Origin of the sequence: Streptomyces sp. NPDC006235, from assembly GCF_040613735.1 — a bacterium.
Classification (GTDB): Bacteria; Actinomycetota; Actinomycetes; order Streptomycetales; family Streptomycetaceae; genus Streptomyces.
The window spans coordinates 1-21,907 of sequence record NZ_JBEXSR010000068.1; the positions used below are offsets into that span (position 1 = coordinate 1).

Annotated in this window: 19 protein-coding genes and 1 pseudogene; 10 read left to right on the forward strand and 10 right to left on the reverse strand. The window is 69.4% G+C overall.

The window, feature by feature from the left end; all coding sequences use genetic code 11:
- Positions 1-204: 204 nt before the first annotated feature.
- The 7 genes and pseudogenes from ABZ192_RS40820 to ABZ192_RS40850 form a co-directional block, all read left to right on the forward strand.
- Positions 205-369: pseudogene (locus ABZ192_RS40820) on the forward strand (pirin family protein); the annotation flags it as partial.
- 1,101 nt (positions 370-1,470) lie between these two features.
- The gene (locus tag ABZ192_RS40825; RefSeq protein ID WP_356929523.1) at positions 1,471-1,854 is read left to right on the forward strand and encodes a hypothetical protein; all 384 of its coding nucleotides are present in this window, start codon (positions 1,471-1,473) and stop codon (positions 1,852-1,854) included.
- A 95-nt stretch (positions 1,855-1,949) separates the two neighbouring features.
- Positions 1,950-3,158 (forward strand): CoA transferase, encoded by a 1,209-nt coding sequence (locus ABZ192_RS40830; protein WP_356929545.1) that lies wholly within the window; start codon positions 1,950-1,952, stop codon positions 3,156-3,158.
- 64 nt (positions 3,159-3,222) lie between these two features.
- A complete protein-coding gene (locus ABZ192_RS40835; RefSeq protein ID WP_356929524.1) occupies positions 3,223-4,398 on the forward strand; it encodes an acyl-CoA dehydrogenase family protein in 1,176 nt (391 codons plus the stop codon).
- 25 nt (positions 4,399-4,423) lie between these two features.
- A complete protein-coding gene (locus ABZ192_RS40840) occupies positions 4,424-5,206 on the forward strand; it encodes an electron transfer flavoprotein subunit beta/FixA family protein (RefSeq protein WP_356929525.1) in 783 nt (260 codons plus the stop codon).
- Positions 5,207-5,240: 34 nt separating this feature from the next.
- Positions 5,241-6,206, forward strand: a complete 966-nt coding sequence (locus ABZ192_RS40845) for an electron transfer flavoprotein subunit alpha/FixB family protein (protein WP_356929526.1) — start codon at positions 5,241-5,243, stop codon at positions 6,204-6,206.
- Between the two features lie 151 nt (positions 6,207-6,357).
- Positions 6,358-6,957, forward strand: a complete 600-nt coding sequence (locus tag ABZ192_RS40850; protein WP_356929527.1) for a hypothetical protein — start codon at positions 6,358-6,360, stop codon at positions 6,955-6,957.
- A 102-nt stretch (positions 6,958-7,059) separates the two neighbouring features.
- Here ABZ192_RS40850 and ABZ192_RS40855 read toward each other — a convergent pair whose 3' ends face one another.
- Both ABZ192_RS40855 and ABZ192_RS40860 read right to left on the reverse strand, forming a co-directional pair.
- Complete coding sequence (locus tag ABZ192_RS40855) at positions 7,060-7,554, reverse strand: flavin reductase family protein (RefSeq protein WP_356929528.1); 495 nt, start codon at positions 7,552-7,554, stop codon at positions 7,060-7,062.
- Complete coding sequence (locus ABZ192_RS40860; protein ID WP_356929529.1) at positions 7,551-8,732, reverse strand: acyl-CoA dehydrogenase family protein; 1,182 nt, start codon at positions 8,730-8,732, stop codon at positions 7,551-7,553. Before ABZ192_RS40860 ends, ABZ192_RS40855 begins: the two co-directional genes overlap by 4 nt.
- 369 nt (positions 8,733-9,101) lie before the next feature.
- On the opposite strand from ABZ192_RS40860, the gene ABZ192_RS40865 reads away from it, so the two are divergent.
- Entirely contained in the window at positions 9,102-10,067 is a 966-nt protein-coding gene (locus tag ABZ192_RS40865) for a helix-turn-helix domain-containing protein (RefSeq protein WP_356929530.1), read from the forward strand.
- A 123-nt stretch (positions 10,068-10,190) separates the two neighbouring features.
- Here ABZ192_RS40865 and ABZ192_RS40870 read toward each other — a convergent pair whose 3' ends face one another.
- The 6 genes from ABZ192_RS40870 to eno all read right to left on the reverse strand — a co-directional run bounded on the left by ABZ192_RS40870 (position 10,191) and on the right by eno (position 16,738).
- Positions 10,191-11,057 carry a 3-hydroxybutyryl-CoA dehydrogenase gene (locus ABZ192_RS40870; protein ID WP_356929531.1) on the reverse strand — a complete coding sequence of 289 codons (867 nt, stop codon included), beginning with the start codon at positions 11,055-11,057 and terminating at the stop codon, positions 10,191-10,193.
- A 408-nt stretch (positions 11,058-11,465) separates the two neighbouring features.
- Entirely contained in the window at positions 11,466-12,374 is a 909-nt protein-coding gene (locus ABZ192_RS40875) for a LysR substrate-binding domain-containing protein (protein ID WP_356929532.1), read from the reverse strand.
- 154 nt (positions 12,375-12,528) lie between these two features.
- The gene (locus tag ABZ192_RS40880) at positions 12,529-13,635 is read right to left on the reverse strand and encodes an alcohol dehydrogenase catalytic domain-containing protein (protein ID WP_356929533.1); all 1,107 of its coding nucleotides are present in this window, start codon (positions 13,633-13,635) and stop codon (positions 12,529-12,531) included.
- Between the two features lie 130 nt (positions 13,636-13,765).
- Complete coding sequence (locus tag ABZ192_RS40885; protein ID WP_356929534.1) at positions 13,766-14,317, reverse strand: carboxymuconolactone decarboxylase family protein; 552 nt, start codon at positions 14,315-14,317, stop codon at positions 13,766-13,768.
- Positions 14,318-14,360: 43 nt separating this feature from the next.
- Positions 14,361-15,365: a VOC family protein gene (locus ABZ192_RS40890; protein ID WP_356929535.1), complete on the reverse strand. Its 1,005-nt coding sequence runs from the start codon at positions 15,363-15,365 to the stop codon at positions 14,361-14,363.
- 62 nt (positions 15,366-15,427) lie between these two features.
- Positions 15,428-16,738 (reverse strand): phosphopyruvate hydratase, encoded by a 1,311-nt coding sequence (eno, locus tag ABZ192_RS40895; protein ID WP_356929536.1) that lies wholly within the window; start codon positions 16,736-16,738, stop codon positions 15,428-15,430.
- 563 nt (positions 16,739-17,301) lie between these two features.
- On the opposite strand from eno, the gene ABZ192_RS40900 reads away from it, so the two are divergent.
- Entirely contained in the window at positions 17,302-17,868 is a 567-nt protein-coding gene (locus tag ABZ192_RS40900; protein ID WP_356929546.1) for an NAD(P)H-dependent oxidoreductase, read from the forward strand.
- 224 nt (positions 17,869-18,092) lie between these two features.
- Here the strand turns inward: ABZ192_RS40900 and ABZ192_RS40905 are convergent, their stop codons facing one another.
- Entirely contained in the window at positions 18,093-19,127 is a 1,035-nt protein-coding gene (locus ABZ192_RS40905) for a LacI family DNA-binding transcriptional regulator (RefSeq protein ID WP_356929537.1), read from the reverse strand.
- A gap of 133 nt (positions 19,128-19,260) precedes the next feature.
- On the opposite strand from ABZ192_RS40905, the gene ABZ192_RS40910 reads away from it, so the two are divergent.
- Positions 19,261-20,094, forward strand: coding sequence for a fumarylacetoacetate hydrolase family protein (locus ABZ192_RS40910; RefSeq protein ID WP_356929538.1), 834 nt, complete (start codon positions 19,261-19,263; stop codon positions 20,092-20,094).
- Positions 20,095-20,268: 174 nt separating this feature from the next.
- Here ABZ192_RS40910 and ABZ192_RS40915 read toward each other — a convergent pair whose 3' ends face one another.
- Positions 20,269-21,537: an MFS transporter gene (locus ABZ192_RS40915; protein WP_356929539.1), complete on the reverse strand. Its 1,269-nt coding sequence runs from the start codon at positions 21,535-21,537 to the stop codon at positions 20,269-20,271.
- Positions 21,538-21,907: the final 370 nt, after the last annotated feature.

Here is a 21,907-nt window from a genome sequence, read left to right on the forward strand (position 1 = left end):
GACCGATACCGGACCTTGTACGGATGAGGACACTTCGACCACCGCGACCGCGGATGCTCACACTCCTTGAAAAACGACCCCATCCCACGAACCAAGGCATTGGAACTCACGGTGGCAGACCCCTCCAGGACCGATGCTGACAGTTTGCTAACCGTCAGCGGTCCGGAACGCTGCTGACCTGCGCTGAAGCGCGCGGGATTCGCTATGTTCTGGAACTGGATCGGGCGGTCGCAGGAAGAGATCGTACAGGCCCGTCAGGACTGGATGGAGGGATCCCGGTTCGGGGAGGTGAAGGGGTACGACGGCGCGCCACTGCCTGCACCGGACCTGCCGCCGGTGCCGTTGAAGCCACGAGGGAGAGTGCGCTGACCTGCTGAAACGCGTCTGCGTTGGTGGCCGCAAGGCGGAAGGCGGTCGGGTAATTCTCACTGTCTTCCACCTGCTTGCCGGGAGGCGTCTGAACAGCTGGCTCGCTCCGGCCGGTGCGGTTGGCGATTCCACAGTGTGGCTGTCTGTGGGCGGCTGTGGCAGGACTCTTGCTGGCCTAATGTGCGATCGCCGTTTCGACGACGTCCTCAAGGCTCGGAGCCTGGCTAAGCCGCGCGGCGAGCCGGCTGATCCGGTGAACGAGGGACAGACTCGCCGACTCGAGCAGAGTTTCCTGTTCCGTGGGTCTGGCCAGGATGAATCTCGGCCCCGGGGGTCCCGCCTGCGCGGGGACAGGCCGCCTTGTCGCTGCAGCCTGCGGGAGAGTTCCTGTGCCAGGGTCTCGCAGCGGTTCCGCACTCGTGCGGAGACGCCCGTCCGGTCGACGGGGTCGGCCCAGATCAGGACCAGGACCCCGAACGATCGCTCCGCGTGGCTGACCAACGGTGTGGCGACGATCGCATACGGGAACGGCATGGCCGGGCGGACACCGCTGGGGGTCTCACTCCGCACGCGTACGCACTGGCGGCCCGTGCGGTAGGCGACGGATCCGGTGTACCGCTCATCGTCCACCGGGTGGCAGTCCGCCACGGTGAAGACCGCCAGGGGACCACCCCCCGCGACGACGTTGGCCAGCGTCCGGCCGTCCTCGAGCGGGACCATTGCGGTACCGGCGGTCGCCCCGAGCTCATGCACCGCACCGTTGAGTGAAGACCGCGGCTGCCTGTTCCGGCGCACCGTGCCGGCCTACGCCCACGGCCAGGGTTCTGAACCTGGGTAACCACCGCACCGCTGACGGGGCCACGTCGTGAGAGTAGTGCCAGGAAACCGGCTCTGACCTCCGTGAATGGAACGTTTTCCGCGCACAAAGATGCGTCAGTTCGTCGTTGACCGCCACTCCTCGGCGGGGTCAGGGTGAGGGAGCCGGACCGGATGCCTGACACCACTTTTCCGGTCCCCCTTTTCCGGTCGTCGAACTGAGCGCAGGAGGTCGTGATGCTCCACACGGACACCCGTGAAACCACTGAGTGCGCGGAGTGCGAAGTGGCTGCCGCCACCACGACCGCGCCCGCCGTGCCGGCCGCACCGGCGGTCGGCCACGAGCTGTTCTTCCAGCGGTGCCTCTGGTGCGGCACCCCCGCCTACCGACGCTCGTTCTGCCGGGCCTGCGGATGCACGGGCTTCCGACGCGAGCGCAGCGCCGGCGCCGGAGCCGTCGTCCGTCGAACCGGCCACGCTCCGCATCACACGTGGTTCGTCGCGATGGACGAAGGCTTCAACCTGCTCTGCCAGGTCACGGGGACGGCGCCGGTCGTGGTCGGGATCGGCGCCAGGGTGAGGTTCGTACGGACGGCCGCCCCTGTCGGTCAGGGCCTGCCCGTCGTCGAGCTCACCCACCCGGCGACGTCTTTGGAGCGCTGGTGGTGAGGGCTGACGGCTCGGACACGGTGTTCGCAGGCCGGTACGACGAGAGAGGAGGGTGCGTGGGCACCCAGTACGACGCGCCGGACGAACGGGCTGGCATCGGCCGCGAAGGTGCGGGGCGCGGTGCGCTGGAAGGGCTGCGCATCGCCGACTTCTCCCGGGTTCTCGCAGGGCCCTACGCCACGATGCTCCTCGCCGATCTCGGCGCCGAGGTGGTGAAGGTGGAGAGGCCGGGTGCCGGGGACGAGACCAGGGCCTGGCACCCGCCGGCGGACCACGACGGCACCTCTACGTACTTCCTGAGCGTGAACCGGAACAAGAAGTCCGTCGTCCTGGACCTCACGACCGAGGCCGGTCTGGAACAGGCCCGTGCCCTGGTCGCCGAGTCCGACGTGCTGGTGGAGAACTTCCGTCCCGGCACGATGGAGCGGCTGGGGCTGGGTCCTGGCGAACTGCGCGCCCGGCACCCGGGGCTGGTCTACTGCTCGATCAGTGGCTTCGGCAGCGGTGCGGGCGCGGCGATCCCAGGATACGACCTGCTCGTGCAGGCCGTCGGCGGTCTGATGAGCGTCACCGGAGACGCGGCCGGGGAGCCGGTGAAGGCCGGCGTGGCACTCGTCGACGTGATCACCGGCCTGCACGCCTCGCTGGGCGTCCTGGCGGCCCTCCGGCACCGGGACGCCACCGGGGAGGGCCAACTGGTCGAGGTGAACCTGCTCGGCTCGCTGCTGTCGGCCATGGTCAACCAGGCGTCGGCGTTCGCTGTCGCCGGCGTGGTGCCGGGCCGTCTGGGCAACGCGCACCCCAGCATCGCCCCGTACGAGACCTTCCCGGCCGCCGATCGCCCGATCGCGATCGCGGTGGGCAACGACCGGCAGTTCGCGGCGCTCGCCGAGGTCGTCGGGGATCCCGGTCTCGCGCTGGACGACCGCTTCCGCACCAACGCCGACCGCGTCGCCCACCGCGCCGAACTCAAGGAGCTGCTGACCGAACGGCTGGGCGTCGTCGGCGCCGACCACTGGTCGGCCGTCCTGCTGGCCGCGGGCGTGCCCGCCGGACCGGTCAACACCCTCGATGAGGCATTCGCCTTCGCGGCGAAGCTCGGCCTCCCCGGCATCGTCGACATCCCCGCCGCACCCGCCGACAGGACGGAGGACAGGCCCTCCCGTCAGGTCGCGAACCCCATCGCGCTGAGCGGCACACCCGCGCAGTACCGCCTGCCGCCGCCACGCCTTGGTCAGCACACTGCGGCCATCCTCGACCGTCTTTCCGACTCCGTCACCGAACCGGAGGGATCGGTCACGTGACCGACCTCCGCCTCGACACCAATACCCCGACATCACCCACCACCGTCACCGCCAGGAGCCCACGATGAGCCGCAAGCCGCTGAAGGACCCGCTCGAACTGCTCGACTTCTCCTCCACCCTCACCGACGAGGAACGGGAGATCCAGGCCACCGTCGCCAAGTTCCTCGCCGACCGGGTGCGCCCGCACCTCGGCGAGTGGTTCGAGAACGCGCACTTCGCCCGCGAACTCGCCCCTGAACTCGGCAAGCTGGGCGTACTCGGCATGCATCTGGAGGGCTACGGCTGCGCCGGCACCAACGCCGTCTCATACGGCCTGGCCTGCCTGGAGCTGGAGGCGGCGGACTCCGGTTTCCGCAGCTTCGTCTCCGTGCAGGGATCGCTGTCGATGTTCTCCATCTGGAAGTGGGGTTCTGAGGAGCAGAAGCTTCAGTGGCTGCCCCGGCTGGCCGCCGGTGAGGCGATCGGCTGCTTCGGCCTGACCGAGCCCGACTTCGGCAGCAACCCCGCCGGGATGCGCACTCGGGCGGTCCGCGACGGCGGCGACTGGATCCTGAACGGCTCCAAGATGTGGATTACCAATGGCGGCATCGCCGATGTGGCCACCGTCTGGGCGCAGACCGAGGACGGCGTCCGTGGCTTCCTCGTCCCGCGCGGCACTCCCGGCTTCACCACGCAGGACATCAAGCAGAAGATGTCGCTGCGCGCCTCGATCACCTCCGAGCTGTACTTCGACAACGTACGGCTGCCGGAATCGGCGCGGCTGCCGCTGGCGGAGGGCCTGCGCGGACCGCTGTCCTGCCTGAACGAGGCCCGCTTCGGCATCCTGTTCGGCGCGGTCGGCGCCGCCCGTGACTCCCTCCAGGCGGCCATCGAGTACGCCGACTCCCGCGTGCAGTTCGACAAACCGATCAGCGCCTTCCAGCTCACCCAGAAGAAGCTCACCGACATGAGCGTGTCCCTGGGCAACGCCGCACTGCTCGCCGTCCATCTGGGCCGGCTCAAGGACCAGCACCGCATCCGGCCCGAGCAGATCAGCGTCGGCAAGCTCAACAACGTGCGGGAAGCGATCGCCATCGCCCGCGAATGCCGCACCGTGCTGGGGGCCAACGGCATCTCCCTGGAGTACTCGCCGCTGCGCCACGCCAACAACCTGGAGTCGGTGATGACCTACGAAGGCACCAACGAGATGCACACGCTGGTCGTCGGTCAGGCGATCACCGGATACCCGGCGTTCCGCTGACCGCCCCGGCTGAAGGAAGACGCCCGTGAACATCGTCGTACTCGTCAAGCAGGTCCCGGACACCGGAGCCGCGCGCACCCTGTCCGCCGACGACCACACCCTTGACCGCGCGGGTGCCGACCTGGTGCTCGACGAAATCAATGAACGCGCCGCGGAAGAGGCCCTGCGGCTGAAGGAGACCTCGGACGCCGAGGTCACCGTCGTGTCCATGGGGCCCGACTCCGCGCTCGACGCCATCCGCAAGGTGCTGGCGATGGGTGCCGACCGGGCGATCCACATCTGCGACGACCGACTCCACGGCGCCGACGTGGTGACCACCGCCAAGGTGCTGGCGGCCGCCGTGCGGACGGTGGAGGAGGTCGATCTGGTCCTGGCGGGCGACGCGACCACCGACGGACAGGCGAGCGCGGTCCCCGCCATCGTTGCCGACCTGCTCGGTCTGCCGCAGCTGACGCATGCGCGCGAACTGGACGTGGACGGGGGACGCGTGCGAGCCGAACGCGAGACCGACAGTGGCGAGGTGACGCTGGAGGCATCGCTGCCCGCGCTGGTCAGCGTCACCGAGAAGATCAACGAGCCGCGCTACCCCTCGTTCAAGGGGATCATGGCCGCCAAGAAGAAGCCGGTGGAGACGGCCGACCTCGACGACCTGTTCCCCGACGCGGATGACACCGGGTTCCGAGTGACCCGCACCCGCGTGGTGGAGGCCGTCCCGCGTCCGGCCCGGGCCGCAGGGATCCGTGTCACGGACGACGGCTCGGCCGGCCGGCAGCTCATCGAACACCTGATTGCCCAGAAGCTCCTCTGAATCGAATCGCTCCGCAACAAGAAGCAGGCACCCCATGCCCGATGTCCTCGTCCTCGTCGACCACGACGGGGAACGCGTCCACAAGCCCACGTACGAACTCCTGGCCGCAGCAAGGCGGTTGGGTGACCCGGCCGCGGTCGTCGTGGGTACCCCCGGCACAGCGGCCCGCCTCGCGGAGTCCTTGGCCCGGTACGGCGCCACGACCGTCCACGCGGCGGAATCCACCGACGCGGCCGAGTTCCTGGCCACGCCCGCTGTCGATGCCCTTCAGCTCGTGGTCGGGGAAGCCTCTCCCGCCGCCGTTCTGGTCTCCGCGACGGCGGACGGCAACGAGGTGGCCGGGCGTCTCGCCGCGCGGCTGGACGCCGGGCTGCTGATCGACGCGGTCGACCTCGACTCCTCCGCGGTGGCCACTCAGATCGTCTTCGGAGGGTCGTACACTGTGCGATCGCAAGTCACCCAGGGCGTACCGGTGATCACCGTACGCCCGGGGGCCATCGAACCGGAGGAGCGTCCGGGGCAGGCCGTGCAGCGGACGCTCGCCCTGCCGGCGGCCGACCCCGCCGCGTCCGCCCGTGTCACTGCCCGGCGCGCCGCATCCACGGGCGACCGGCCGGGGCTCACCGAGGCGAGCGTCGTCGTTTCCGGCGGCCGTGGTGTCGGGGGAGCGGACGGCTTCAAGGTGGTGGAGGAGCTGGCCGACGCCCTGGGCGGTGCGGTGGGCGCCTCGCGCGCCGCGGTCGACGCCGGGTACTACCCGCACCAGTTCCAGGTCGGGCAGACCGGAAAGTCCGTCTCCCCGCAGCTGTACGTCGCCCTGGGTATCTCCGGGGCCATCCAGCACCTCGCCGGGATGCAGACCTCCAAGACGATCGTCGCCGTCAACAAGGACCCAGAGGCCCCCATCCTCGACCTGGCCGACTACGGCGTGGTGGGAGACCTGTTCGCGGTGGCGCCCCAGCTCACGCAGGAAGTGGCAGCCCGCCGCGCAGTCGGCTGACGTGGTGCGCCGTCGGCCGGGAAGCCGGCTGGGCGGTGGTAGATGCTCCAAGCCCCCGCAGAGGGTCGGCCCCCGGACCAACCGCCTGTGCAGTGGAGCCCAACCCGACCCGGACCAGCCGACAACACCTCGACGAAGCGGTGACGCACCCATGCCCACTGAGCACGCCTGCCAGAGTGCGGCTGAATCGGCCGCGCAGGCCCTCGACTCACTCCGTCCCTTCCTCCAGCCCGGCCCTCCACGAGGGGCGGGTGGGGGCGACGACTGGGCGACGGGAGCGGCGGCCCTGCTCGTCGTTCTCGCCGGCCTTCAAGCCGATCGGCCCGGTGAGCTGACACTGTGGCACGCCCGCATCCGCGATCAGCTCCACGAAGCCCTCGGCCTGCCCATCGCCGGGGCCGAGGGACTCCGGCCGGTACTCCGTTCACGGGGATGGGACGCGCTGGCCGCTGTGCAGCACAAGGCACGAGAGCTGCTGACCGATCTGGCGGGCGACGGCCGCCCGGGCCGGCCGGCCGAGCTGTTGAGACAGCTGGATCTGGTAGAGGACGCGTGCGCCGGGGCCCTGCGGCGGATGGCTGTCCCGCCGGAGGCGGCAGTGCGATGCGCCGAGGCGTTCGCGGAGGCCGCCGGTTCGCTTTTCGGTCTGCACCCCGCCCCGCCGTCCCGCTACACCCCGCCTCCGCCCGCGGCCGCACGGGCCACCGCGTCGTCCTTCCCACCCGACTGGACGACGAGCATCCTGTTCTAGATGCCGCAGCGCCGCCAGTGCCGGAAGCCCGCGGGAGCTCCTCGACCTGGGGTGCGTGCACGAAGCAGGCCGGGGAGCTCCCGCGGGCCGGTCAACCGGTCGTCATACGGCCAGGCGCCGGAAGCGACTGCCGTGGAAGACCAGCGGCGCACGGTCGGGTTCGGCCTTCAGGCCGTGGATCTCCAGCACGACGATGGTGTGGTCCCCTCCGGGGAACTCCGCGTGGAGCGAGCAGTCCAACCAGAGGTTGGCGCGGCGGATGTACACGCTGCCATCCTCGCCGGCCTCCCAGTCGACCTCCGCGAACCGGTCCATGCCTTTCCCGGCCAGCGAACGGCAGACCAGGTCCTGTCCCTCGGCCAGCACACTCAGGCCCAGACGGCTCTGCCTGCGCAACTTCGGCCAGGTCGACGAGGTGTCCTGGACACAGACCGACACCAGAGGGGGATCGAGGGAGACCGGGGTGAACGTACTCGCGGCCATGCCCACCGGCGTCCCGGAGTCGAGCGCGCACAGGGCTGTCACCCCGGATGGGAAACAGCCGAACGCCTGGCGCAGCACGGCAGGATCCATCGGTGTCGCGACGAGCGGGCTCATCCGGTGACCTCCTGACCCGACAGGACCGCGCCCAGACGACGCATCGAACCGTTGTTGCCGGCCACGTGCTGGGAGACACAGCGGACATCGCGCCAGCGACGCTGCAGAGGGCTGGAGCTGTAGAGCCCGGAGCTGCCCGACAGCGTCATGATCTCGTTGAGTATCCGGATGCCCTCATGATGGATGTGCTGATGGCTGCCGGTGTAGCCGAACCACTCGGCCGGGGTGGGCTCGTCCCCTGCCAAGGCCCGGTCCATGACCGTACGGCCGGTCCGCTCCAACAGGGCGTTGAGTGCCGTCGTACGCAGGTGCAGCTCGGCGAACCTCTCCTGGAACACCGGATCCTCACCGATGACCACTCTCGGGTTGAACGCCGGCCGCTTGGTGGCGGCCAGTTCGGCCAAGTCGCCCAGCGCACCCTCCAGACAGCCGACGATGACGGCGTCGTGCGAGGCGCCCGTTGCCGTGTACGGCAGGTTGTAGAAGGGAGCGGGGATGTTGTTGCCGCCCGACAGAGGGCCCGTGAAGCGCTCCGGCACGAAGACGTCGTCCATGGTGAAGTCGGTGCTCTGCGTCGCGCGCAGGCCCACCGCGTCCCACGTGTCGAGGAAGGTCACGTGCTCGGGGCGGATCAGCGCGACGCGCATCTCGGGGCGCCCGTCGGGGAGCGGGGGCGCGCCCTCGACCACGAAGCCCGCGAGCATCCAGTCCGGGGTGAACGAGCCGCTGGCCAGCGGCCAGCGGCCACTGATCCGGTAGCCGCCCGCCACCGCCGTCGCCGTCCCCTTCGGGGCGATCGCCCCACGGAGCATCAGGTTGGCGCCGTCGCCGAAGACCTCCTTCTCGAGCGTCTCCCCAGGCAGCGACCGCACGAAGAACCAAGCCATCGAGGCCGCCTGCACGGTCCACCCCGTCGAGCCGTCGGCACGCGAGATCTCCCGGACCACTCGTGCGCTCTCCACCAGGTCGAGCTGCGAGCCGCCCCATGCCGTGGGCAGGCTCATGCGGAACACGCCGGAGTGACGCAGGGCCGTGATGATCTCCGCGGGAACCGACCGGGCCGCCTCGGCCTCGGCCGACCGCGCCGCGATCTCGGGCAGGTGCGCGCGGACACGGCCGAGCACGCTGTCGTCGGTTGCCCGGTCGGATGGCGCGGAGGGCTGGAGCAATGTCGTCATGATGTGTCCTTGTGAGTGCCTGCGGTCGGAGACGACCGCCGGTGACTGAAGGGGAATCCCGGGTGCCGCTGGTTACGAAACGTTGTGGCGAAGCACCTTCCGGACCGCGCGGGGCGGTCGGGATGTCGGCACGGCCGTTCCTGCGGGAGGCGGAGGGCGGTCCAAGAGCCGCCGACGCGTCCCGTTCACTGCCCGAATGATGTGGGGCGGAGCACAGGCCCCGCTTGTATGCGGGGGCACAGGTTTTTGCTTGGCTGAGAACAGCTCCTGGGCGGCCACGGTGGAGGAACGTCCCGAAAGGGCGGTCGGTCGCAGAGCGGGTCGGATATCGCCCGGAGTGTCCTACACTCCGGCCAGGAGGAGGGCCATATGCCCCGGATGACGACGCCGAGCGATGCCACAGCCGGCGAGAGACTGGAATCCTGGCGGGACGCCGTCAGCCGGAGTCTCGTGCCCATGGCGGTCCTGCCGCGCGAGTGCTCCGACTTCCGCGCTTCGTTGCACGCCGCGCAGGTGGGTCAGGTGCAAATGTCGGTCATCACGGCCGAACCGCACAGCGTCGCGCGCACCCGACGGCACATCGCCTCCGACGCGCCCGACCTCCTCCAGCTCACGCTACAGCTCAGCGGGCAGGGAGTGCTCACCCAGAAAGATCGTCAGGCCCAGGTGCGTCCGGGCGAACTGGTGGTCTACGACACCCGCTCGCCCTTCACGTACGACCTGCGGCAGTCCCACACCGGCCTCGTCCTGATGTTCCCCCGCACCATGCTGCGCATCATGGAACGTGATCTGGCGCGGGTGACGGCGACACCGGTGCCATGCCACGACGGGCTCGGCCAAGTCGTACAGCCCCTCCTGTACGGGCTGGCGCGGCAGATGACACACCTGGAGTCCTCTGGCACGCCCCGGCTCGCCGACCACGTGGTCGGCCTGATAGGAGCCCTGCTCGCGGAGCAGGCGGGCGCGGACCGGAGCATCGAGGAGGACGGCCCGGGCGTGCTCACCCAGCGCCTCCTCGCCTACATGGACGAGCGGCTCGCCGACCCCGGGCTGAGCCCCGAAGGCATAGCGGCCGCCCACCGCATCTCACGCCGGTACCTGTACAAGTTGCTGGCCGCACAGGGACACACCGTCTCGGGCTGGATCCGGGAACAGCGTCTGGACCGGTGCCGGCGCGACCTCGCCGATCCGGCCTTGGACCACCTTCCGGTCGGCGCCATCGGCGGACGCTGGGGCTTTTCCGACCCGGCCCACTTCAGCCACGCCTTCAAGGCGGCCTATGGCATGAGCCCCCGGGCTGCGCGGGCGGCTGGACGACGGCGTCAAGGGCCGTAGTGCGAGAACCCCGGCCGTTGGGGCGGCTGCTGAGGGGGCAGGAGATGACGACGGCGGACGCATGGTGCTCAGGCCGTGCGGGACAGCATGTGGCCGGTTCCCTCAGGCCACCTGGCAGTTCCCTCAGGCCACCTGGTAGTTGAAGAACCCCTGTCCCGACTTGCGTCCCAGCAGGCCCGACTCGACCATGCGGCGCAGCAGCGGGGGCGGGGCGTACAGCGGTTCGCGGTACTCCTCGTACAGGGCCTCGCCTATCGCCGCCACCGTGTCCAGGCCGATGAGGTCGGCGAGGCGCAGCGGGCCCATGGGGTGGGCGCAGCCGGCGGTCATGCCCGTGTCGATGTCCTCGGCCGTCGCGGTGCCGGAACTGACCATGCGCACCGCTGCCAACAGGTAGGGAATCAGCAAGGAGTTGACCACGAACCCCGCACGGTCCTGAGTGACGATCGTCTTCTTGCCCAGGGTCTCGGCGGCGAAGGCGCGTACGCGCTGTTCCGTGGCCCTGGAGGTGCGCATCGAGGGGATCACCTCGACCAGCGGCATGGCGGGGACCGGGTTGAAGAAGTGCAGGCCCACCACAGCCTGCGGACGTCCGGTCACGGCCGCGAGCCGGGCGATGGGGATCGAGGACGTGTTGCTGGCCAGCACGGCGGACGGGTTGGTGACCACCCTGTCCAACTGCTGGAACAGCTCTGTCTTGGCCCGCTCGTCCTCGACGGCGGCCTCGATCACCAGGTCAGTGCCGGACAGCGAGGAGAGGTCGGCGGTGACCGAGATTCCGGCGAGGGCGTGGGCGCGGTCTTCCGGGCCGATGGCGCCGTGCTTCTCTGCCTTGAGCAGTGAGTCGGCGACGCCCGCCAGCCCGGCGCGGGCCCTGTCCTCGGTGACGTCGCACAAGGTGACGTGCAGCCCGGCCCGGGCGCAGACCTCGGTGATGCCCCGGCCCATCTGCCCGGCGCCGACGACGCCCACGTGCTTGATCGATGTCATGTGCTCCTCCGCCTGTTCCCGCGTCCGGCGGCGGTTGGCCGACGCCGTGACGGTCTGTGCTGCGGTGTCGAGCGTAGGCCGGGGAACACCTCTCTGACCTGCTCTGATGATGCGTTTTCCGCGCACAAACATGCGTCGGCACGGTGTCGGTCCGGCGCGTTGAGAGGAGCCGTCCCGATCACGACCAGGACGGGCACGTCGGCCGGGGCGCGAGCACGAGGAGGAGGGCGCGGACAGCGGGGCCGGCGCCCTCGGGGACAGACATGATGGAGCTGCCGAGGTCCCCTGGACAGACTCCGGACGCGGCCCCCCGTCGGCGAGGCGTCCGGCGGCCAGGGCGGACCAGAGGGGCCCACGCGCCGGCCGGGCGTCGGCAGGTGGCCGGACGCCCGGCGGAAAGCGGCGGTATCAGCCGGCGGTGACAGGGGCGGCAGCCGCCTCCCGCAGACGGCGGATCACACCGCGCACCGCGGGTGAAGTCTCGCCCCTGCGGAAGGCGCCGACCAGACTGGTCGTCAGCGCCACGTCGGCCAGTGGACGGTAGGCCACCCCCGGGATCTGGACGCGGCGCAGCGAATCGGGGACCAGGGCGACCGCGAGACCACCGCCGACCATGGTCAGAGCCGCGATGAAGTCCCGTACCGGGGGAGCACACCGCGGGCTGAAGCCCCCGCGCTCCGCCACTTCGAGGATCTGGCCGCGGCAGCCGTACTCCTCGTCGAAGTGCGGGGCGACGAAGCACTCGTCGCGCAACTGTGCCGCCGGTACCGCCTCGTAGGCCGCCAGCGGGGCGCCGGCCGGCAGGGCCAGGACGACGTCCTCGGTGAGCAGGCGGGTGGCCGTGACCTCGGGCGGGTACTCCGGCCTGAAGCGCAGGAATCCGACGTCGATGTCCCCGCAGACCAGCGCCTCCAGTTGGGCGGGTGTCTCCAGCTCGCGGACCTGCACGGTCAGTTCGGTGCCGGGAGCGGCGCAGCGGGTGAGGACGTCGGTGAGCACCCCGGAGAACGCGGCCGAGGCGACGTAGGCGATCTGGGCGTGACCCAGTTCCCCACGACCGGCGCGCCGGCCAATGGCCTCGGCCCTGGCGGCCTGGGCGAGGGTCAGCCGCGCCTCTTCGAGGAACAGCAGTCCGGCGCTGGTGAGCGCGGGGCGGGTGCGCCGTCCGCGGTCGATGAGCCGCACACCGAGGTGTGACTCCAGTGCCCTGACCTGGGCGCTGAGAGCCGAGGGGGCCAGGTGCAGACGGTCGGCCGCCCGTGCGAAGTGCAGTTCCTCCGCGACGATGACGAACGATTCCAGCCAGCGCAGTTCCATCGGCTCCTCCATCCCGCTGGGCCCGTTCCGAGGAGGGAGCGGGCTGTGTGTACGGCCTGTGGTGAGCACACCCCGCGGCGCTCGTCAGGGCAGAACAGGATCGCCGCGGGGTGAGTATGGGGTAGGGGCCGTCGGCAGCATGGCCGGTGGCGGTTCAGGGAATGACGACGTAGTTGCTGAATCCGCCGTCGCGGTCCTCGAGTCCCGAGATCGCCTCGTTGACCCTGGCCAGCGGGAAGGGCTTGGTCTGAAGGTACGACAGGTCCAGGGCGCCGGTGGCCACCATGTCGGCGAGTTCCTGCCCCTGCGCGGTGGAGAACCAGTTGGAGCCGATCAGCTGCACCTGTTCGTCCATGAGCCACTTCACGTCCACGGGCAGCCGGTCGGCGACACCGCCGACGTTGACGACCCTGCCGCCGCGGCGGACGCCCTGCATGGAGTCGAGCATCGTCTCCACGGGGGCCTTGGCGCCCAGCGCGCTGATCACGTAGTCCGCGCCCTCGCCGCCGGTGCGGGACTTGGCCCACTCACCGGTGGAGCCGTCGCCGAGCCGCATGACCTCGATCCGCTTCGGATCCAATTCCCGGACGCGCTTGAGGAGTTCCTCGTTGCGGCCGGTCCCGAGGACGCGGGAGGCGCCGGAGGCGAGCGCGAGCAGGGTCGACGCGACCCCGAGGGTGCCGGTGATCCCGTCGATGAGGGCGACCTGGCCGGGGCCGGCGGCGGCGTTCCTGAGGGCGCCGTAGGACGTGCCGATGTAGCCGAGCTTTCCGGCCTGCTCGAACGTCATGTTGTCGGGGAGGTTGACGATCGAGGACTGGGGGGCGGTCATGTACTGCGAGAAACCGCCGTACGGATACAGGTCGAAGATCCGCTGACCGTCGCGGGAGGTGCTGAAGTAGCCGTTCAGCGTGAAGTAGCGGCAGCGGCTCAGTTCACCGCCCCGGCACACCTGACAACTGCCGCAGCCGCGCAGCGGGTTGACGTACACCCGGTCGCCTGGCTTGGTGTGCAGCACCGCCTCGCCGACCGCCTCGACCACACCCGCGGCGTCCAGACCGAAGATCGCGGGGAGCTTGGGCAGCGGCTGGTGCGGGAACCAGGTGGGCCAATTGTTGATCACGTTGGCCATGTTCGGCACGATCCCGCACGCCTTGACCCGCACCAGCACGTCGGTCGCCCGCGGGGTGGGCACGTCGATGCTGTCGATCGACATCGGCTCACCGAGCGCGTGCAGTCGTGCAGCGAGCATTTTCGCCATCGAAATACTCCTTGGAAATACTCCGTCCCGACGGTCGGGGACGGAGGAAATTTTTTCGGCGACCGAGGCGGCGGACCGGCGGCTCGGCTGTCACTTCTCACATATCGAGGGGCCTTTACGGGGCCGACTTCTACGATTTCGGGAAGGGATTCGGGTAATTTTCCTCGAGGTCGATGTCCAGCAGCCCCATGATGCGGACACCGGAGTTGTACCAGGCGATGGACAAGGACAGTTCGACCATCTGCCGGTCCGTCAGCAGGTCGGCGGCGGCACGCCAGGTCTGCTCGCAGACGTCGACCTGGAGCGTGGACTCCTTGGCGAGGCGCATCACCGCCTTCTCCGTGTCATCGAACAGGCCCGAAGACTCGAAGTCGGGCACCGCCGCGAGCTGTTCCTCGGTGAGCCCGGCCTTGAGCCCGTGCGACTGGTGGTGCGCGACCTCGTACACGGACCGGGTCGCGTATCCGACGGTCAGGATGGCCAGCTCTCGCAAGCGGGGGCTGAGGTCGGCGGCTCGCAGCGAGTTGGCGTAGGTCAGGAAGGCGTCCAGCTGGGCCGGCGCGTTGGCCAGGGCGAGGAAGATGTTCGCCGTCGGTACCTTGCGTTCGGCTTCCAGCCGGTCGTACAGGGGTTTCTGTGCCGGGTCCGCGTCCTCGCGGTCCAGGTAGGGCACTCGTGCCATGGTGTCTCCTCGGGTGACGCAGGGGTGAAAAGGCCGGGCCGGGTCAGGGGGCGGACTGCTCCAATAGGAATCGTTCGAGGGACATCGGCTTCGGCAGCTCGGCCGGCGGGATCAGCGGCGCGTCGACGAAGGGCGACGCCTCGAAGTACCACTTCTCCAGGGCAGGCAGACCCCAGCGGGCGTTGGTGCTCAGTGACGCGGCGTCCCAGCGGACGGGCTCGATCTCGGTGTCGATCGTCTGGTAGTGGCTGTTGAAGACCTCCACCCGGTGCCCGTCGGGGTCGCGGAGGTAGGCGAAGAGCATTCCGCCCGGCCCGTGCCGGCCGGGGCCGCGCTCCACCCCGTCGCCGTAGCCGAGGATGCCCGCCCAGTCGCAGGCGGTGAAGATGTCGTGGCTCTCGGAGACGGTGTAGGCGAAGTGGTGCAGGGCGGGCCCGGTGTTCTCGACGATCGCGAGGTCGAGGCAGGTGCCTTTGCGGTACATGAACGCGCCCAGCAGTTTGTCGCCGTGCTCCAGGTACTCCGAGTTGCGGAAGCCGAGCTCGCTGTAGAAGGCGCACAGCTCGTAGGTGTCGGGCGCGAAGATCTGGTAGTGGTCCAGCCGCTGCGCGTGGGCGCCCTTGTGGGACGCGAAGTCGATGTGCAGCCGAGGCCGGGTCTCCATGTGCGCGCACAGTTCGAGCGGGGTGCCGATGGGGTCGCTGACGTGCAGGGTGCGGCCCTGGTACGGGGCGTCGACCCACTCGGCGGGCAGCCCCCGCTCACGGAACCAGGCGTACGCGAGGTCCAGGTCCTCGTCGAAGAAGACCCGGTAACCGACCCGCCTGCACGATCCGGCCCTCTCCTCGTCCAGCTCCAGCACGAGGCTGTGGTGGCACGCCTCGGCCAGGCCGCGCAGGTAGCAGGTGCGGTCGTCCTCGTCGCTGACGACGAGGCCCAGCGCCTTCACGTAGAAGTTCCGGCTCTCGGCCAGATCGGCGACCGTGAGACGGACGTGACTGGAGCGGGTGATGTTGAAATTCGGGCGCAGATTGACGGGTGGCAGCATGCTGGTCTCCGTGCTCGGATCGGCTCTTGGAATTCGAATGACTTTAATGCTCCGAAGCCGATTCAGGGCCTGGACGCAAAGGACGCGGGGTCGGCGAACGGGAACGCCGACCAGCCGCTGAATTCGGCGGAATCACCGAGTGACTCCTCGATGCGCAGAACCTCGTTCCACTTCGCCATGCGCTCGGAGCGGGTGAACGATCCCACCTTGAGCTGGCCGGCGTCCCAGCCGACGCTCAGATGGGCGATGGTGATGTCCTCGGTCTCCCCGGAACGGGCGGAGACGATCGTGCCGAAGCCGGCCTCCTTACCGGCCCGCAGGGCCTGGAACGCCTCGGTGACCGTGCCGGCCTGGTTCGGCTTGACGAGGACGGCGTTCGCCGCTCCGACGGTGGCCGCGGCCTCCACCCGCTTGGCGTTCGTGACGAGGTAGTCGTCGCCGATCACCTGGCAGTGGCGGCCGTGGCGCCGGGTGAACTCCAGCATGCCGTCGTGATCGTCCTCACCCACCGGGTCCTCGACGGACAGGATCGGGTACTGCCTGATCCAGCCGCCCAGCATGTCGATCAGCGCCTCGGTGTCCAGTGTGCGGTCGTCCAGGGCCAGGGTGTACTTGCCGGCACTGCCGAACTGCGAGGCCGCGACGTCCAGCGAGATGCCGACCTGGGTGGCGGGAGCGAACCCCGCGCTCTCGATGGCGAGGCTCAGCGTCTCCAGCGCTTCCTCGTTGGAGTCGAAGGCGGGCCAGAAGCCGCCCTCGTCGGCGACGCCCTGGGCCTTGCCGGCGGCGCGCATCAGGCTGCCGGCCGCCCGGTAGATCTCCGCCGTCCAGTCCAGCGCCTCGGAGAAGCTCCGCGCCGCGGGGCAGACCACCATGAAGTCCTGGACGTCGACGCGGCGGTCCGCGTGGGCGCCGCCGCCGAAGATCTGGATCTCGGGCAGCGGGATGCGGACCGGCCGCCCACCCGCCAGGTGCCGCCACAGTGGTACGCCCGCCGAAGCGGCGCCGGCGTGCAGGACCGCCATGGACGCGGCCACGATCGCGTTGCCGCCGAGACGGCCGCGGTCGGGGGTTCCGTCCAGGTCCACCAGAAGGCGGTCGACGGCCTCCTGGTCGGCAGCGTCGAGGTCCAGCAGAGCGGGCGTGATCTCGCGGTTGACCGAAGCCACCGCGCGCCGGACGTCGAGTCCGCCGAAGCGGTCGCCGCCGTCGCGCAGATCGAGCGCTTCGCCCTGGCCCGTCGAGGCCCCCGCGGGTGCGATGGCCCGCCCGATCGCGCCGTCCGCCAGGTGGACCTCGACCTCGACGGTCGGCCGGCCGCGTGAGTCCCACACCCTGCGGCCGTGGAGCTTGGTGATCCGCGTGTCTGTCATGACGGTGAGACCTTTCGGAGTTCGGGGCGATGAGCGGGGGCCGGTGCCGGCGTCCGTGCCCGCCGTGGCGGGACGGATTCCCGCAGCAGGAGGCGAAGGGAGGAACCCTGGCCGACCGGCAGCGGGAGAGGGCGGGCCCCACGGTGCGACACCCGGACCGGTACCGCGACGCCGGACACGGGAGAAGGGCCGTACAGCTCTCTTCATGGTCCCGGCGCGGCCGGCGACGGAATCCGGGGCACAGGGCGATGACGGGGGTTGCCCGGCCATCGCGACTGACCAATGCTAACGATAGCGCAATCCTGCGAAGAGCTGGCAGTCCTGTCAAGGGGCAGGCGACATCAGGTTCGGTGTGGCTGTTGATTGTTCTTGCGGTACTGGCGCGACTTCGAGTGAGTGCTATCGTTCGCATAATCCGTCGCACCCCCGGCAACGGATACTCCGGCGGACCCGTACTCCTCCTGGACGGACGGACAGCACAGGCGGGCGCGGGTTCGCCGGGCCGGATCGTTGCCGACATGGAAAGTGAGCCCCCTATGGCATCGGGGCCCTCGGCGCCCCCGATGACCCTCACCACAGTTGTCGCCAGCACACGTCCCGGACGCGTGGGCAGATCCGTCGCGGACTGGTTCACCGCCAGGGCCGCGGAACACGACGGGTTCGAGTCGCACCTCGTCGATCTGCGCGAACTCGCTCTGCCCTTCTACGACGAGCCGCACCCGCCGGCGCTGCGGCAGTACACCAAGAGCCATACCGTGGAGTGGAGCCGGATCGTGGACGCGTCGGACGCGTTCGTCTTTGTCACCCCGGAGTACAACGGCGGCTTTCCGGCCCCGCTGAAGAACGCTTGGGACTACCTCGTCGTGGAGTGGCAGCACAAGCCGGCCGCGTTTGTCAGCTATGGAGGGGTATCGGCGGGCACCCGGGCCGTGCAGATGGCCAAGCAGGTGGTGGCGAACCTCAGGATGCTTCCGATCGGCCCGACCGTGAGCATTCCGTTCGTCAATGAAGTCGTCGCGGACGGCGTCTTCCGGCCCGGCAAGATACATGAGACCGCCGCCGAGCAGGTGCTCGACGAACTCGCCCGTACCGCCGGCGTCATGCGCGGGTTGCGTTGCGGAACGTACTGATGACGTATTGACGTGAACCGGCTTTAACGACGTGACCGACGACGCGAAGGGTGCCCGGAGCGATGCGCTCCGGGCACCCTTCGCGTTGTGCGTGCAGGCGGACCGAGTGGCCGGGTGGGGGAGCCGGTCCATGAATCGGGGGGCCGGGTCGTGGCCTTGCTCCCCGGCCCATGGGCCGACAGCGCAGCTACCGCATGGACCGGAGGCCCGAACCCGGCAGTGGCTCAGCCGCGCCCGGAGGCGGTCGTCGCCGGGCCAGGGGGCGCCGTACTGCCGCGCAGGACCAGCGACCCGAGGGAGACCGACGTGTACGGTCCGTCGTTGTCCGGCTTGGTCTTGAGGCGGCGCATCAGCCACAGCGCACAGCCGGTGGCCATCTCCTGGATCGGCAGACCGGTCGTGGTGAGCCCCGGCCCCCACCAGGAGAAACCCGGTTCGTCCCCGAACCCGACCACGGACAGCTCCCCGGGCACTTTCACGCCCTGTTCGGACAACTCCTCCAGCACACCCAGGGTGAGCTGGGTCGATCCCAGGACGAGTGCCGTGGGCACGTCCGGGCCGTCCAGCAGCCGGCGCGTCGCCCGGCGGCCGTGGTCCACGGACGAGGGGGGCCACAGCTCTGCGCGCCCGGCGTCGTCCGGCAGGCCGCCTTCGCGCAGGGCGCTGCGAAATCCGCGCAGCCGTTCGGCGCCCGTGGGCAGTTCCTCGGGGCCGCCCATATAGGCGATGCGGGTGTGGCCCAGCTCCACCAGGTGGGCGGTGGCCTGACGCAGGGCCTCGTGGTCGTCCACGCCGAACCACTGGGAGCCGAGGGCGGGGTGGCGGCGCAGTAGTTGCAGGTGCGGCAGGGTGCGCAGAAGCTTGACGGAATCGCCGTGCGGGCGCGCAGTGGGCACGATGATGACGCCCGCGACGCGGTTGGCGGACAGCTCCCGCAGATGGCGCAGCTCCACCATCCGGTCGTCGTCGGTCTCCGAGAGCATCAGCTGGAAGCCCTCGGCCTGCATGTTCTTCGACAGCTGATGCGCGATGGTCGAGTAGAAGCTGTTGCGGATGTCCGGGATCACCAGCGCGACCACGTTGCTCGACGCTCCCCGCATCATTCGCGCCGCACGGTTCCCCACGTAACCCATCTCGGACGCGGCCTGGCGGACCCGGAACTTGGTCTCCTCGCTGATGCGGGGGTCGTCGGAGAGCGCCCGGCCGACCGTCGAGACGGAGACCCCGAGGCGTTCGGCGATGTCCCTGGTCGTGATCACGTAAGCGGCTCCCTCAGGCGGCTGGTCCGGTGCCATTGCTTTCCGCGTGCCAACGGTAGCAATCCCATCGCGCTCCGCGGTCGGAAGGTGGGGACAGCGGAGTTGATCACTGTCTCATGCTAACGTTAGCACTATGGGAGGGGCCCTTGCAGCCGCCGCAAGCGGCTGCCTAGTTGCGGAGGTTTCCGTGAGGATCGTCAGGTATGCCGTCGATGGTGTGCGTCACTACGGAGAATTCGAAGACGGTGACGCCAGAATCGTGAGATGCGAAGGCGATCCCTTTACCGGGTTGTCCCTCACGGGGCAGGTCGACGAAGTCGGCGACGTGGTCGTTCTCCCGCCTCTCGAAAGGCCGCGGATCTTCGGGTTCGCCTACAACTACGCCGCACACATCGACGAGACCGACCGGGACGTCCCGGAGGTTCCCGTGTGTTTCATGAAGCCGAGTACCGCTGTCATCGGACCCGGCGATGCCATCGTCTATCCGGCGGACGGTGAACTCATACATTTCGAAGGCGAGTTGGTCGCTGTCATCGGAAAGGAAGCCCGCCATGTGAAAGCTTCCGAGGCCCATGAGTACATCCTCGGCTACACATGCGGCAATGACGTCAGCGACCGTATCGTCCAGCGCAGGGAAAGCGCATTCGGGACCCTGCTGATCGGGAAGGGGCAGGACACGTTCGCTCCTCTCGGACCGGTCATCGCCACCGGACTCGACCCCTCGGACCTGTCGCTGACGACCCGGGTGAACGGCGCCGTCGCGCAGTCGGCGAGCACGGCCGACCTGCTGCTCGCCGTGCCCGACCTCGTCGCCTACCTGAGCCGCTATCTGACGCTGCTGCCCGGAGACGCGATCATGACCGGAACGCCCTCCGGTGTCGGACCGATCCGGCCCGGGGACGAGGTCGAGGTGGAGATCGAGGGCATCGGCGTCCTGCGCAACCCGGTCGTGGCCGAGAGCGCCTGAACGGCGAATGCCCACCGGGTCGACCGCTCGCCAGGGCCTGTTCCTCCGCTCGGTGGTGGAACAGGCCCTGTGGTGTGTCGGCGCAGGGCCCACCTCTGCCACTGGAAAGCCCGTGTCGCACCAGCCGATCGGCCGGTGCGACACGGGCTTTCCAGTGGCAGAGGGGCCGGCCCGTCAGCGGACCGCGTTGTTGAACAGTGAGGTGCGGACGAAGGCCAGCGCGGCGACGCCCACCAACGGCAGCATCGTGACCTGCAGCAACCCGGCCCGGCTCCAGCCGAAGGAGTCCACCAGGGCGGCGAAGAGCAGGCCCGAGAAGGCTGCCGTTCCGTAGTAGCTGGTGACGAAGATGCCGGAGGCGCGTCCGATCTGCGCGGGACGGACGGCCCGCTGCATCGCGCTGTTGGTGTTCGGATAGATGAAGCCGAGGCCGAAGGCGCCCATGAGGAAGGCCAACACGCACTGGAGGCCGACTCCGGCTTGGGTCGTGTAGATGCACACGCTGACCGCGGAGACGGCCAGCAGACTCACGATCAGCAGGGTGCGCTGGTTGACACGGTCGCCGAGCCAGCCGCCGAAGATGGCCGTCATGCCCCCGAAGCCGAGGAGGCTCATGGCCAGTGCAGCCTGCTCAGGGCTGTAGTGCAGCGAGGTGATGAGGTACGTCGGATAGAGGCCGAGGAACCCGTAGAGGGCCACACCGCTGACGACCGAGTGGACGACCAGCGCGATGGTGTTGCGGTTGTAGGGGGAGGCCGGCATGTACTCGTAGGTCCTGGTCGAGACGGTCTTCTCCACGGAGTGCTCCGTCAGACCGGCCTTCACGAGGAACAGGCAGGCGGCGGCGATCAGCAGACCGGCCGCGCCGAACAGATAGAAGGGCGAGTGCCAGGTGCCGTGCGCGTTCATCAGGCGGACGCCGATGAGCGGGGCGATGAACACGCCAAGGGAATAGCCCACCCCGATGATTCCAAAGGCGAGGCCGCGGCGGTGAGCGAAGAAGGCGCCGATCGCCGCGAAGATGGCGGCGGACTGCATGCCCTCGCCGAAGCCGGAGACGACCCGGTACAGGGTCATGTCGGCGAATCCGGTCGCCAGCGGTGTGGCCATCGTGCCCAGGGAGTAGATCACGATGCTTACCAGCAGCACGGTCTTGCGGCGGAAGCGATCCAGCAGGTAGCCGGCGGGCAGGCCCGCCAGGGCCATGCCGAGAGTGAAGTTCGTCGCCAGCAGCCCGCCCTGCTCCAGGGAGAACCCGTACTCCGCACGGATGGCGGGCAGCAGCGGGGGAAAGACCTGGCGGTCCATAGCGTTGACCATGTAGGAGAGGACCACCAGAAGGAAGCCGACCCCGATCATGAGGCGGGAAATGGGGAGACGACTGCTTTCCTGTGCGTCGCCGACAGGCCCTGCACTGGTGTCGACTTGCGCTGCGTGAGTCATAGCGGCTCCTGAGAGGGAATGGGCCGCGGCAGTGCCGCCGCGGATCCACCACCGGTACGGGGCGCGTACGGGAGGTGACGAGAAGCGGTGAGCTGAACACGGACTCGTGTCGGCGAGGGCGAAATGCTGCCGACAGCCGGCGGATCGGGGGCGGTGGGTTGCCGCGCGGTCGGACACCGTCTGCGGAATTCAGCCCGTCATTTGCCCGTCGGGGACGTCCGTGGCTATGGCGTCTTCGACAGCCGGACATCGTGCGGACACCTGGCGGTCGCACGGTCGGCGTTGGCAGAAACCATGTAGGCAAGCACCCGGCGCGTCAAGACATGAGGCGAGGATTTCTTCACCGGTATTCGCTTTCATCAGGAGTATC

Coding starts and splice junctions, on each gene's coding strand:
- ABZ192_RS40835 (WP_356929524.1), top strand. CDS start 3,223: ATGAGCCGCAAGCCGCTGAAGGACCCGCTCGAACTGCTCGACTTCTCC.
- ABZ192_RS40845 (WP_356929526.1), top strand. CDS start 5,241: ATGCCCGATGTCCTCGTCCTCGTCGACCACGACGGGGAACGCGTCCAC.
- ABZ192_RS40850 (WP_356929527.1), top strand. CDS start 6,358: ATGCCCACTGAGCACGCCTGCCAGAGTGCGGCTGAATCGGCCGCGCAG.
- ABZ192_RS40855 (WP_356929528.1), bottom strand. CDS start 7,554: ATGAGCCCGCTCGTCGCGACACCGATGGATCCTGCCGTGCTGCGCCAG.
- ABZ192_RS40860 (WP_356929529.1), bottom strand. CDS start 8,732: ATGACGACATTGCTCCAGCCCTCCGCGCCATCCGACCGGGCAACCGAC.
- ABZ192_RS40865 (WP_356929530.1), top strand. CDS start 9,102: ATGCCCCGGATGACGACGCCGAGCGATGCCACAGCCGGCGAGAGACTG.
- ABZ192_RS40870 (WP_356929531.1), bottom strand. CDS start 11,057: ATGACATCGATCAAGCACGTGGGCGTCGTCGGCGCCGGGCAGATGGGC.
- ABZ192_RS40875 (WP_356929532.1), bottom strand. CDS start 12,374: ATGGAACTGCGCTGGCTGGAATCGTTCGTCATCGTCGCGGAGGAACTG.
- ABZ192_RS40880 (WP_356929533.1), bottom strand. CDS start 13,635: ATGGCGAAAATGCTCGCTGCACGACTGCACGCGCTCGGTGAGCCGATG.
- ABZ192_RS40885 (WP_356929534.1), bottom strand. CDS start 14,317: ATGGCACGAGTGCCCTACCTGGACCGCGAGGACGCGGACCCGGCACAG.
- ABZ192_RS40890 (WP_356929535.1), bottom strand. CDS start 15,365: ATGCTGCCACCCGTCAATCTGCGCCCGAATTTCAACATCACCCGCTCC.
- eno (WP_356929536.1), bottom strand. CDS start 16,738: ATGACAGACACGCGGATCACCAAGCTCCACGGCCGCAGGGTGTGGGAC.
- ABZ192_RS40900 (WP_356929546.1), top strand. CDS start 17,302: ATGACCCTCACCACAGTTGTCGCCAGCACACGTCCCGGACGCGTGGGC.
- ABZ192_RS40910 (WP_356929538.1), top strand. CDS start 19,261: ATGGGAGGGGCCCTTGCAGCCGCCGCAAGCGGCTGCCTAGTTGCGGAG.
- ABZ192_RS40915 (WP_356929539.1), bottom strand. CDS start 21,537: ATGACTCACGCAGCGCAAGTCGACACCAGTGCAGGGCCTGTCGGCGAC.